This is a genomic window from Rhodococcus sp. D-46 (assembly GCF_011290655.1).
GTDB lineage: Bacteria > Actinomycetota > Actinomycetes > Mycobacteriales > Mycobacteriaceae > Rhodococcus_F > Rhodococcus_F qingshengii.
In genome coordinates this window covers 637,858-649,841 of the sequence record NZ_JAANTF010000002.1, presented here as the reverse complement: position 1 = coordinate 649,841, position 11,984 = coordinate 637,858, and the positions used below count along the sequence as shown (strand labels likewise).

The window sequence follows — 11,984 nt, the reverse complement described above, 5'->3', positions numbered from 1 at the left end:
ACGAATTCGATCGATGTGCCTGGTCGTAGACCCGATCAGGCACATCGATCGATTATCTCAGAAATTCTGTGGATTGCGAGAATCCACGATGCTCATCCAGCCGTCAGAGAACGTCTGCGAGGTCCTTGAGCAGTGCGGCCTTGCCCTTGGCGCCGACGATCGTCTTGATCGGCTTGCCGTCCTTGAACAGGATCATCGTCGGGATCGACATGACCTGGAAATCGCGGGCGGCCGCCGGGTTGGCGTCGATGTCGAGCTTCGCGACGGTCAGCTTCTCGCTGTTCTCGCCGGCGATCTCCTCGAGTACCGGGGCGACCATCTTGCACGGGCCGCACCAGGTTGCCCAGAAATCGACCAGAACGGGCTTGTCGCTGCCCAGGACGTCCTGCTTGAAGGAATCGTCGGTGATGGTGACGGTATTCGACACTGTTACTCCTCGAGGGTTGGGTTCGACAGCTTGATGAATCAGGGAGCGCCGACGACGTCGACCGTGTGGCCGGCTGCGTCGAGCGTGTTGGCGGTGATGTCGCCGCGGTCGGCCAGCCAGCGTTCGGCGTCGATTGCTGCGGAGCATCCGGTGCCGGCAGCGGTGATCGCCTGGCGGTACGTGTGATCGACCAGGTCACCGGCAGCGAAGACGCCGTCGACGGAGGTCGCGGTGGAACCGGGAGCGACGCGCACGTATCCGGCGTCGTCGAGATCGACCTGGCCCTTGACGAGCTCACTGCGCGGGTCATGACCGATGGCGACGAACATGCCGGTGATCTCGAGTGTGGAGGTCTCACCCGTGACGGTGTCACGAACGACGAGCCCGGTGACGCTGTTCTCACCGAGCACCTCAACGGGCTCCGCGTTGGTCAGGAAGCGGATCTTCTCGTTGGCCTTGGCGCGCTCGAGCATGATCCGTGAGGCGCGGAATTCCTCGCGGCGGTGCACCAGGGTGACCGAGCGAGCGAAGCGGGTCAGGAATGTTGCCTCTTCCATCGCGGAGTCGCCGCCGCCGACCACGACGATGTCCTGGTCACGGAAGAAGAAGCCGTCGCAGGTGGCGCAGGCGCTGACGCCGCGGCCGAGGAGGCGTTCTTCACCGGGAATACCGAGGTAACGGGCTGCCGCACCCATGGCGAGGATGATCGCGTGCGCGGCGTACGTTTCGCCGTTCGCGACGACCGTCTTGATCGGGCCGCTGAGATCGATCTCTTCGACGTCCTCGGTGCGGATGTCGGTATCGAAGCGAAGTGCCTGCTCACGCATCTGTTCCATCAGGTCGGGGCCCATGATTCCTTCGCGGAATCCGGGGAAGTTCTCGACCTCGGTGGTGGTCATGAGGGCGCCACCGAACTGGGTTCCCTCGAAGAGCAGGGGCTGGAGCTCAGCGCGCGCGGTGTAGACACCAGCGGTGTAGCCGGCCGGTCCGGAACCGACAATGATGACGTCATGGACCGCGGGCGTGTTTTCCAGCTGGGTGGTCATGCGAGCCTTCCAATAGTGAGTGCAGACCCTCCGCTTCTTGGAGAGCCGTACCGATCAACACCAGGATAAGGGGTGTTGTTCCCGCACTCGGCTGGAAAGTGGCTCACAGCCGGCAGCTCACAGTGTGGGACTCACTGGGCGGGGCGCGCTGCCTCCCGAACCACCAGCGCGTCCCGAACCACACAGCGTGTGCCGGTGTAGATGGTGGGCATGCACTTGTTGCAGTGGATACACAACCCCTCGTCGACGCTCTCGGCTCGGAATTTGTTGACCAGTTGTGGGTCCCTGAGGAGCGCGCGCGCCATGGCGACGAATTCGAATCCTTCATCCAGTGCGTGCTCGATGGTGTCGACGCGGTTGATGCCGCCGAGCAGGATCAGTGGCATCCTCAGCGCCTGTCGGAACTGACGGGCGAAGGGCAGGAAGAAGCCCTCCTCGAACGGGTACGTCGGAAAGAGTTTGGGACCGTAGAACTTCAGCCCGTACCCGACGAGTTTGGGTTGGGAGGCGACAAACTCAGCCAGTGGGACCTCACCGCGGAAGAAGTACATTCCGTTGAGAAGTGAACTGCCACCGGTCAATTGCATCGCGTCCAGATGGCCGTCGGCTTCGAGGATCTGGGCGATCGGCAGGCTCTGGTCGAGCCACAGACCTTTCGGCACCCCATCGGACATGTTGAATTTCGCGGTGACCGCCACGCTGGATCCAGCGGCCCGTCGCACCGCTTCGACGACTCGACGCGGATACTCGGCGCGCTTGGCGACGCTGCCACCGTATCGATCGTGGCGATTGTTCAGATTGGGGCTCATGAACGAACTGAGGAGGTAGTTGTGGCCGAGATGGACCTCGATGGCGTCGAATCCTGCGTCCACGGCGACGCGAGCGGTCCGTTCGAAGTCGGAGACGACACCGTCGAGTTCGGCGAGCGTCGCGCCCTTGACGAGGCCCATCGCGGGCGGACTCAGCCGGGTCGACGGCGCCAGAGTCTTCGTCTTGTTGGAGAGCGTGTTGGCGACCAGTCCAGCGTGGCCGATCTGCGCCGCAGCAAGTGCGCCTTCGGCGTGGACGGCGTCGGTCAGTCTGCGTAGTCCCGGCAGCGCGCGCTCGTCCATGACAAGGGTGTCGCGGTGGACTCGTCCACCTGGTGAGACGGCGCAGTAGGCGACAGTGGTCATCGCGGCCCCGCCGCGGGCCACCTCGGCGTGGAAGTTGATCAGATCGTCCGAGACCGCTCCCCGGGGCATGACGCCCTCGAACGTTGCAGCTTTGACGATGCGGTTGCGCAAGGTCAGAGGGCCGAGACGTGCGGGTTCGAATATCGACGGTGTGGGCGCTGTGGTCATTTTCAACTTCCTGCGGCGGCCTGATCTTTACGATGCCAGTGGACTCGTAACTACGACGATATAGCGCCTACTCCCAATCTGTCCGACAATTCGACACGATGAATGCCACAGGATCAGGTCGCCCACGAGACCCACGCATCGACGACACAGTCCTCGAGGTCACCCGAGCGATGCTCCTCGAGGTCGGTTGGGATCAACTCAGTCTCCGGGCGATCGCGGCACGGGCAGGAGTCAGCCGAGCCTCGATGTCGCGGCGATGGCCGTCGAAGGCACATCTTGTTCTCGGGTCGATCCTGGGGGCGACACCGGACCTGACACCGTTCGAGGGCACCGATCGCGACGGCTGGATCCGTTGGGTGGTGGAGGGAAGTGCTCAGCTCTTCTCCCGTCCCGAGGTTCGCGCCGCGTCGCCAGGATTGCTGGCGGCCCTGCGCGACCACGACGACCTGCGCAACGAATTGTGGCGCGGGTTCAGTGGACCGAGTACGCAACTGTTCCTTCAGAACGCCGAAGATCCTGAATCGGCACTGCTCGATGCCAAGGCCGTGCTGGTATTGGCGGCCGGGGCAGCGATGTTTTCGAGTCTGATAGCGGTCGAGGACGATACAGATGCGCTACGCGAAAGAATCCTCGAGCTCTTACTCCCGGCGGCATCGCCGCGCTGACCGTCGACGTCAGCCGATGTTCTTGACCGACAACGTATTCGGATTCCCGTCGCTGCAGTTGATGCCGACAGTCAGTGCAGTGATCTGACGCGGCTGCGATCCCGTGAAGAGTAGGACTATCGCCGGCGCCCCGTCGATGCGAATCTCGCCGGAACCGAGCAAAGGCCGGCGCTCGTCGATGCCGTTGGCGCGTAGGCATCCGGCAAGTTTGGATGGATCATCCAGTGGTCCAAGGTTTTTGGATCCGACGAGTGAGAGCAGAGACGCCGAATCCGGATCGTTGACAGCAGACGTCGCCGGTGTGCTCGGTTGAGCAACAACACTTTCGGCAGGTTCGGAATCTCGGGTTCCGACAACAACGATCACGAAGGCTACCAACACGGCTGCTGCGGCACCGAGAACCCACGCTTGTGGGCGCCGCCGGAACGGCACGACAGCTGCCTCAGCTGGCGGCTCCAGCTGTTCTGACTGTAGATCCAGTGCCGAATTGATTCGCTCGGCAAGCGAATTCGGAATCCGTTCGTGAGTGGCCTTGCTCGAGTTCAGTGTCGCGAGTGATGCCGTGACGCCGTCAAGGGCGGTGACAAATGCATGGGCGTCAGGATCTGCGTGTACCACCGGCCACAGAGCCGCACTGGTTTCGGAATCGAGAACCCCGGCGTGAAGATCTGCGAGTAGGTCTTCTGAAAACGGAGGCGACGGAACGCGAACAGACGGATCTGTCATGAACCCTCCCTCGGCAGTCGGTGCGGACCCTTACAAGATAGGACGCGGCCGGTTCACGAATGGTTCCCGCCTTCGCGAAAGTCCTCCAACTGGGCGGCGAGACGCTTGCGCGCGCGGGCGCAGCGACTCTTCACGGTCCCTACGGGCACTCCCAACCTCTCGGCGGCCTCGGCTACCGGATACCCCTCGACATCGACGGCGACGACGGCAGCACGCTGCTCAGGCGGCAGCGATGCCAGTGCCTGTTCGACGGTCAGGCTCATGTCCACTCCTGCCGCGTAATCGCGGTGATCGCGGGGTTCCTCCGCATTCTCGGAAGACAGAGAAAACGCGGCCCGCGATTTGTTGCGTCGGATCCGGTCGAGGCAGGCATTGACCACGATGGTGTGGAGCCAGCTGCGCACCGCCGCGTCACCGCGAAACTTCGCCGCCTTGCGGTGCGCGGACAGCAGACCCTCCTGGAGAGCGTCTGCCGCATCCTCGTCCGAGTAGCTCGTTCGCCGGGCAACGTGCCACAGATGATCCTGATGCCTGGTCAGTAGTTCACGGAACGCATGCCGATCGCCCTCGACATGAGCAGTCAACAATTCGAAATCCGTCGCCTCGAGATTCTTGTTCTCGAAACTTCTGGATTCGAATTTTCCGGCTCCGCCCCCGGTGCCCCCCCGATAACTGTGCACGGGCGGATATTAGCCCAGTCGGTAGGTTTCAGAAGGGCCAAGGGCGATCACTTTGCGGCAGTGAATGCAATCTCCGAGATGGATGTCTGGTTTTGTCCGGATTCGGTGCTGAGCTGCGTAATCCAAACCAGGACATACTGACCCGAGCCGTCCGACGTGACTGGAATGTCGGTCACGCCGTTCTTCAGGACACCCGATCCGATTTCCTTGGTCTGATCCAGCGAAGTATTCGCAGAAGGGGCAGAACGGATTTCAACGACGGTTCCCGGCGAATCAGACGTGATCGCAACGTTCTTCAGGTTGGCGGCATCGGCAAGCGTCACCATCAGGCCGACACCGTTCTTCAGCGACGGGAACGGCTGGAAGTACGAATCCGACGACCATGCGGTGGCCGGATTGCCGTCGATGGCGTTCTTCGCTGTTGCCGGCTGATCCGGCGTTCCCTGGGGCGAGAACACCGTTACGGCCGAGGAAGCTACCGGAACGGTTGCTGCCGCCGGTGCGGGCGCCGGTGAATTGTTCTCGGGCGCAGTGGCTTCGGTGGTCAGTCCGAAACTCTGCTCGCTGAGCGGGGTGTCGTTACTGCCACCCGAGAGGAAGCTCGCTACCCACACCACAAGGAGAATCAGGACGATCACGGTGAAGACACCGAGCGCCGTCAGTGCCGCGAGCATCCGCGTCGACTTCTTCTTCTCGGCCTCGATGGCTTCGGGGTCGTTCAGTGCATGACCCGACGCACCCTGTTCGCGGTGGCCGAGACGAAGTGCCGGAATCATTTCCGTCTTGTCGTTGACGACGGACGCCTGATCGAGGATGTGCTGCACGGTGGCAGCAGTGCGGATTCCACTCTCCGACTGCAACGCTCGAACCGCAACGGCCGAGATGTCGAACGGAACCTCCGGACGGACGACCCGAGGCTCGACGATGTTCCCGTCGGCGCCGCGGCCGGCGGGAAGCAAACCACCGACGGGACCGGCGGACGGATCGGCGAGCGGCCAGCGCGCCGTGATGAGCGAGTACAGCATGGCGCCGAGACCGCGGACGTCGCTGGTGGAATCGGCGTCGGCAAGCGTCGCCGGGAACGCCAGTACGGCGTCACCGTTGATGCTGATGCGAACGCGGTCCGGGTGATCGATGGACAGCGCACCGCCGGTGCGGTGAGCAGCTTCGGCAGCCGCCGCGAGGGCGCGGATGGCGCGGGCTGCACCGATCGGCGACGGCGTCGTCTCGGCCATCTCACGCAGCGAACGGCCGGGAGTCCATTCGGCGACGACGATGCCGCCCGAGCTTCCGCGGACGACGTCGAGGACGCGAGCCAGACCGGGCGAGTTGATTCGTCCCAGGCGCAGGGTGCGTGAGAGAACTGCCTGCGGTCCGGACTGGCTGTCGTCGTCACCGCGCTGATCGGCGTCGACGAACGTCAGGGCTACTTCACGGTCGAGCTTGACGTCGAGAGCTTCCCAGAACTGCAGTCCGCGGGTTCCGCCGTGCGGCGCGAGCAGACGGTAGCGTCCGCCGGCGACAGATGCGCCCGGGATGAGCTTCGGTCCACGGGGCATCGGTCGCTGGGCCGGTCGTGATGCGGATCCGGCGGCAGGTGTGCGAGGTGCAGTGGGCGGTGTCTGAGCGGCAGCCGTCTTCTGAGATTCGGGTGCCTTCTTGTCCGGAGCAGGCGTCTTCGGCGCGGGTGTCTTCGAGACAGGTGCTGAAGGTGTCTTCGACACGGGCGCCGAAGGTGTCTTGGACACACTGACCGGAGGTACCGGCGGAGCGGCCTTCTGCACCGGCGGCTGCGGCTTCTGACCCTGCGGGCTTTGGCCCTGCTGCGGTCGCTGTGCGGGCTGCTGTGGCTTCTGACCCTGCTGTGGCTTCTGGCCGGAAGATGCGGAGGAACTCGTGGATGCAGGTGTGCCCGACGATGCCGTTGACTTCTGTTCGGACGCTTTCACGGCAGAAGTCCCGGCACTCTTGTTGCCGGAAACGTTGTCGTCGCTCACCCTCGCTCCTTCTCCATCGATAGCCCGTCCCCGAATACGCGCGGGTTGCGATCCTGTACGCCCACGACCAGGGTACGGGAGCGCACCCGGTCGTTCTTGCTCGTTTGATTCCGTTCTGATTGCAGGAATCAGCTCGGTGACGTCGTCGTCGGTGTTGTTACGTGTGTCCGGTTCGGCGCGACCTGTCAGTGAACGAATCTTGCGGGAGACCGCAACCGTTACCGACAGGACTTCCGGAACCTTCTTGAAGTAGAGAATCGTGAAGGTGATCGCGAGCATCAGGATGCCGCCGACGGCGACGCGAACCATCGAGCCAGGTCCGCCGAAACGCTCGGTGAGTTGATCGAATCCGAGGACCCGGTCGACCGCGAGCATGGTCAACGACCCGGCCAGCGAGGCGAGTACGACGGACCAGACTGTCTTGCCCACGTTGGACATCTGCAGGTTTCCGAGGCTGCGGTGCAGGAGGTACCCGCCGATGACGGCGCCGGTGATGTATCCGAGACCGTTGGCCGCACCGAGCAGGATCACGACCTGATCGCTGTTGGATGCGAAGACCGGAGCGAGCGCCGAGAAAGCGATTTTCACTGCAGTGATGCCGAGAACGATCCACGTCGGCGTCCAGGCCTGTTCGCGGGCGTAGAACACTCGAAGTTGGATCAGGACCAGTGCGTACGGAATCAACGTGAATGCCGACCAGCTCACAGCGGTGCCGAGTCGTTCGGCCTGTTCGGGTCCGAAGCGGCCGTAACCGTAGAGCGCTTCACCGACCTGCGGGCCCATGAAGGTCAGGAACATGATGATCGGAACCAGCGTGATCATGGTCAGACGCGTTGCGACCGACAGATCGTCCACGACGGCCGGGGTGTCGTCGGCAGCAGCGTTGCGGCTCAGGCGCGGCATGATCGCCGTCAGAACCGTCACTCCGAGCACGCCGTACGGGAGCTGCAGGAGCAACCAGGCCTGGCTGTAGATGGCAGGGCCGGCTTCGTCGGCGTGGGAGGAGATCTTGGTCGCGAAGATCATGCCCATCTGGCTGATCAGGACGTACAAGACGATGGCGACGGCCATGCCGCCGAACTGGCGCAGGCGGTCGTCGAGACCCCACAGCGGCTTGAGCGAGATCTTCTCGCGGCGAAGCGCGGGGATCAGGCTGGCTGCCTGCACGATGACGCCGATGGTGATGCCGATGCCGAGGGTGAGCAGCTTTGCATCGCCCATCGAGACCGGATCAAGCGAGATCTCACCCGGAGTCAGGCGATAGACCACGAGCACCACGAGGACGACGACATTGTTGAGTACGGGAGCCCAGGCTCCGGGCTTGAAGATCTGTCTGGTGTTCAGAAACGCTGTGAACAGCGCCGACAGCCCGTAGAACAGGATTGCCGGCAGAAGCAGATACGACAGCGCCGTGGTCAGGTCGGTGCTGACCTTGCCGTCTTCGGACAGGAAGACGTATTTGGTGAGTACGGGTGCTGCCAGGGTCGCGAGCAGCGCGGCCATGCCGAGTAGAACGAGCGACGCCGTGAAGAGGCGTCGGACAAACGCTTCGCCGTGATCGGCGTCCTCCCGCTCGGCGCGAACCAGCACGGGGACGACGATGGCGGTCAGCACGGCGCCCAGAACCAGTTCCGCGATCATGTTCGGAATCTGGCTGGCGACGGTGAACGAGCTGGCGATGGCGGGGCCGAGGACCATCAGGATCATCAACTGCTTGGCGAATCCCGTGATGCGGCTCGTCAGCGTCGCGATCGCGATGGAACCCGTTGCCGCGAGGAGTCGAGAGTTCGTCTCCTTGCGTTCCCCGACCTGGACATGGGCGTCGGTGTCGAACTCGTCCGACGTGGTCGTCTGCCGGTCGGCGAATTCCATCTCGGCTTCGCGGTACCGGGGGTAGTCGCGGATCACCGGGATGGTCATGGTGGGTGCGTCGTCGAAACGTGCGTCCGGGTTGACCGGCTGGATCGGGTAACCGCGCTCCCACGGTGGCATCCGAGGATGCGAGCGGGTCGTGGCACTCTTGCGGGTGATCGCCGAGCGGCGACCCTCCTCGGGTGGATTCCCGGTCATGAGCGTTCGTACCCTTCATCTGCTGGGTCCGGCTGACCCTTGAATCGATGCCACAGCCGTCGCCCTGCCAGGAACAGCAGCAACCCTCCCGCTGTCGCCGTCACGGCGGCCAGGGGACGACCGTACGCATTCGACCGTACGGTCACGCTGGTCGGCGTACCCAATTGGCGGCCATCTGTCGTGGTCAGCGAGAAGTTGACTTCCAGCTTGCGAGAATCGTTCATTTCCGCGGGCACAGTCAACTGTCGGCTACCTCGCGGCGGAAGCTGTTTGGGACCGATGTCACTGATCTGCATCTCGGGTGGGGCTTCCACACGCAGGTCGACGTTGATGGCGATGGGCAGCTCGTTGCGCGCCACCAGCAGGAGCGGACTCTGCCCCGACGCGAGGGTGTAGACGCCGCCCGGAGACACCACACTGACGGCCCGGTACATCCCGTCGACGGCTTCGGTGACGTTGTCGGCGCGGATGGTCGCGGCCCGCTCCGCCCGATTGACCGAAGCGGAGTCGACGTTGCGGCGATCGGCCAAGGTCATCGAACGGAGTAGATCTTCGCGGAGCGGCGCCGTGAATCCCCGGGGGGTGAGCGAAGCCGCCGGATCGTCCACGAGCGAAGCTTCGAGCCCGTCGATACGCGGAAGTTGGGTGGTTGCGGTCTCGACGACGGACGTTTGCGGACCGTCCTGGGTAGCCCGGTCCGGGTAGTCGAGAGTGGCGGCGTCCGTCGCACCCGGTTGCCTGCCGAGAAGTGCCGGCAGGGCCTGAGGTGAGGCGAGCCCGGACCGGATGAGGGTCGCGAGCATCGAGAGCACCGCCGTGGCGTCGTTGCTGTCGGCGGTCCACAGTTGCGGCGGCGCGAAGATCTGATTGCGCGGCAGCGACGTCGGCGTCAGCGCGGCCCAGGCCATCGCCCCCAGCGCGTCCTGACGCCGGGCGCTGCGCGATTCGATGTCGATGGTCGGCGCGGTGTCGTCGGGGATGTACGACGGGACCTGCGGCTCCGAGCCGGTGGCGGCCAGCGCCGCTGCCGCCGAGGTGTCGAAGGCAAGCGCGTCGAGTGAGCCGGTTATCCGCGACGACAGCTGCGGAGCTGCCGAGTCGACGGAAGTGTCAGCCACCATCGCTGTGGTGGGATTCACGCTCAGCACCTCTGCGGTGGCCGAGTCGAGGACACCCGAATCCGGCCAGACGAAATCTCGCAGTGAGGTCACGCCGAGGATGTTGTCGACGATGTCCGCCGGCCGTGTGAGCGCGGTAGCCGTCAACTCCGGATTGGCCACCGAGGTGACCGCGGCGAGATCGGCCTGGGCGAACGGAACCGCCGTCGTGCACATCGAGGACGCGAGGGTCTTCACCCGGCCGAGCCACTGGTTGGCGGCGTCGCTGCCGCGGCCTTCGTGCGACGGCCCGGTGGGGTCGGACGAGTTGTCGGCCACGAGGTATCCGCGAGTCATGTTCTCGACGGTGATCAGAAGGTCGGGGTCGATTGCCAGGCAGAGCGCATCCGTGACGCGGCGATCGGTATCGCTCTCGGGCTTGGTGGCGTTCTCCACCGCATCGACCAACGCGTCCAGACGGCCGCCGTCGGAAAGTTCGGTGGCAAGTTCGTCGTCGATCAGGCGTACGGGCTCGTTGACCGCGCCGGGGATTCCGCCGACGAGTCGTGGCGCGTCGGCCAGCGGCCACATGAGCGTGACGCCGATCGGGGCGGACGTGTCGGGGGGAACGACGGCCGTGGCGGACGAACTGGGGGTTCCGGCTGTGGCGTTCGATTCGGCTGCGGCCGGCACACCGAGGACGGGGAGCAAGAAGCGTGCGTCGTCGAGTCGGGCGGCACCGCCGTACTCCGGGGTGCCGTTCACGTTGACGAGCATCGGGTAGACGCCCGGTTCGGTGATGTCGAGAGACAACCCGGTAGTGCTCCGCAACGGCAAGGTGAGCGTGAACTGCTTGGACTGGCCGGTGTCGAGGGTGGTGGCAACGGTGTCGAATTCGCCGACCGTGTCGAAAACGGCCTGGTCGAAGTCGAGTGCTGCGCGCACGTCCGAACTGGAGTCGATCGCGGGAGCGCGTTGCAGCCTCACTCCGACGTCCTCGACGGGACGGTCACCGACGTTCTTCACCGTCCCCTTGACCACGACGTTGCGGTCGCTGGTGGTCGTCACCGTGGTCGGTGCGGTGGAGTCGATGGTCAGCTGCAGAAATTTGGCATCGTTGGTGTTTCGCGCCGGGGCGCGCTCACTGGGCTGGCTGGACGGCGCTGCCCATGCGACGGCCGTCGTTGCAGGCCCGAAACCGACAGCGGCCATCACCAGAGCGGCCACACCGGCCCGCCGCAGTGCCATTCTCATCCGGCGTCCGGTTCCTTCGGGCGCTGTTCTTGCCGTATTTCCGTTCGCGGCATCTCGGCGATCATCTGGGACGCGAGTTCTGCGAGTTTGCGCTCGTCGGCGTATGCGAGGCGCGAGTGCAATTCCGTCAGCGGCACCCAGGCGACTTCGGTGACCTCGATGTCCTCGTCGGAGAGTTCACCGCCGAGAAAGCGGAGGAGATAGTGGTGCACGGTCTTGTGGACGCGTCGACCTTCGGTCACGAACCAGTAGTCGATGCTGCCCAGCGGTGCCAGGACGGTTCCCTGGATACCGGTTTCTTCTTCGACCTCACGCATCGCGGTCTGCTCGGCGGTCTCACCTTGTTCGATATGGCCCTTCGGTAGCGACCAGAGCAGGCGTCCGCGGCGGTCGGTTCGGCCGATCAGTGCAGCGCAGAGACGTTCCGGGGGTCCTCCCCAGCCGTCGACGACCAAGCCGCCCGCAGAAGTTTCACGGACGGTTCGCATCAAAGGTTTATCGGGGTTGCCGACGGCAGGTCGACGCCGCGGGTTGCGGCGACTCCTGTTTGTTCGTTCGGCACCAGACACCTCATCGATACTAGTTGGCGTTGCAGCGTTGCCCGGTAACCCGCGCAAAGCGGTCTATCGCGTTCGTATGCGCGTTCTGCTATTTGCGCACCTTAAGTAAGCTCCTTTCA

General features: G+C 64.2%; 9 protein-coding genes. 1 reads left to right on the top strand and 8 read right to left on the bottom strand.

The features are described 5' to 3' along the window. Positions 1-103: 103 nt before the first annotated feature. The 3 genes from trxA to nox form a co-directional block, all read right to left on the bottom strand. Positions 104-427, bottom strand: coding sequence for a thioredoxin (gene trxA, locus G9U53_RS07675; protein WP_003942530.1), 324 nt, complete (start codon positions 425-427; stop codon positions 104-106). Positions 428-465: 38 nt separating this feature from the next. Then, a complete protein-coding gene (trxB, locus tag G9U53_RS07670; RefSeq protein ID WP_003942521.1) occupies positions 466-1,473 on the bottom strand; it encodes a thioredoxin-disulfide reductase in 1,008 nt (335 codons plus the stop codon). Between the two features lie 131 nt (positions 1,474-1,604). Then, positions 1,605-2,816 carry a 4,4'-dithiodibutanoate disulfide reductase gene (gene nox / locus G9U53_RS07665; protein ID WP_083058086.1) on the bottom strand — a complete coding sequence of 404 codons (1,212 nt, stop codon included), beginning with the start codon at positions 2,814-2,816 and terminating at the stop codon, positions 1,605-1,607. 98 nt (positions 2,817-2,914) lie between these two features. Between nox and G9U53_RS07660 the strand changes: the two genes are divergently transcribed. Then, entirely contained in the window at positions 2,915-3,481 is a 567-nt protein-coding gene (locus G9U53_RS07660) for a helix-turn-helix domain-containing protein (protein WP_003942539.1), read from the top strand. 9 nt (positions 3,482-3,490) lie between these two features. On the opposite strand, the gene G9U53_RS07655 is transcribed toward G9U53_RS07660, so the two are convergent. Genes G9U53_RS07655 through G9U53_RS07635 form a run of 5 tightly spaced genes read right to left on the bottom strand, consistent with a single transcriptional unit; the run spans position 3,491 to position 11,793 of the window. Further along, positions 3,491-4,207: a hypothetical protein gene (locus G9U53_RS07655; RefSeq protein WP_063315345.1), complete on the bottom strand. Its 717-nt coding sequence runs from the start codon at positions 4,205-4,207 to the stop codon at positions 3,491-3,493. A gap of 53 nt (positions 4,208-4,260) precedes the next feature. Continuing rightward, positions 4,261-4,887 (bottom strand): RNA polymerase sigma factor SigM, encoded by a 627-nt coding sequence (gene sigM, locus G9U53_RS07650; protein ID WP_074447119.1) that lies wholly within the window; start codon positions 4,885-4,887, stop codon positions 4,261-4,263. Between the two features lie 47 nt (positions 4,888-4,934). Beyond that, the gene (locus G9U53_RS07645; RefSeq protein WP_083058089.1) at positions 4,935-8,954 is read right to left on the bottom strand and encodes a lipid II flippase MurJ; all 4,020 of its coding nucleotides are present in this window, start codon (positions 8,952-8,954) and stop codon (positions 4,935-4,937) included. Then, positions 8,951-11,305: a DUF6049 family protein gene (locus G9U53_RS07640; protein WP_007729124.1), complete on the bottom strand. Its 2,355-nt coding sequence runs from the start codon at positions 11,303-11,305 to the stop codon at positions 8,951-8,953. Before G9U53_RS07640 ends, G9U53_RS07645 begins: the two co-directional genes overlap by 4 nt. Then, positions 11,302-11,793 (bottom strand): NUDIX hydrolase, encoded by a 492-nt coding sequence (locus G9U53_RS07635; RefSeq protein ID WP_007729122.1) that lies wholly within the window; start codon positions 11,791-11,793, stop codon positions 11,302-11,304. Before G9U53_RS07635 ends, G9U53_RS07640 begins: the two co-directional genes overlap by 4 nt. Between the last annotated feature and the right edge of the window lie 191 nt (positions 11,794-11,984).

What these genes read in the sequence shown, in the direction of transcription:
- trxB (WP_003942521.1), bottom strand. Translation starts at nt 1,473, where the DNA reads ATGACCACCCAGCTGGAAAACACGCCCGCGGTCCATGACGTCATCATT.
- nox (WP_083058086.1), bottom strand. Translation starts at nt 2,816, where the DNA reads ATGACCACAGCGCCCACACCGTCGATATTCGAACCCGCACGTCTCGGC.
- G9U53_RS07660 (WP_003942539.1), top strand. Translation starts at nt 2,915, where the DNA reads ATGAATGCCACAGGATCAGGTCGCCCACGAGACCCACGCATCGACGAC.
- G9U53_RS07655 (WP_063315345.1), bottom strand. Translation starts at nt 4,207, where the DNA reads ATGACAGATCCGTCTGTTCGCGTTCCGTCGCCTCCGTTTTCAGAAGAC.
- G9U53_RS07645 (WP_083058089.1), bottom strand. Translation starts at nt 8,954, where the DNA reads ATGACCGGGAATCCACCCGAGGAGGGTCGCCGCTCGGCGATCACCCGC.
- G9U53_RS07640 (WP_007729124.1), bottom strand. Translation starts at nt 11,305, where the DNA reads ATGAGAATGGCACTGCGGCGGGCCGGTGTGGCCGCTCTGGTGATGGCC.
- G9U53_RS07635 (WP_007729122.1), bottom strand. Translation starts at nt 11,793, where the DNA reads ATGCGAACCGTCCGTGAAACTTCTGCGGGCGGCTTGGTCGTCGACGGC.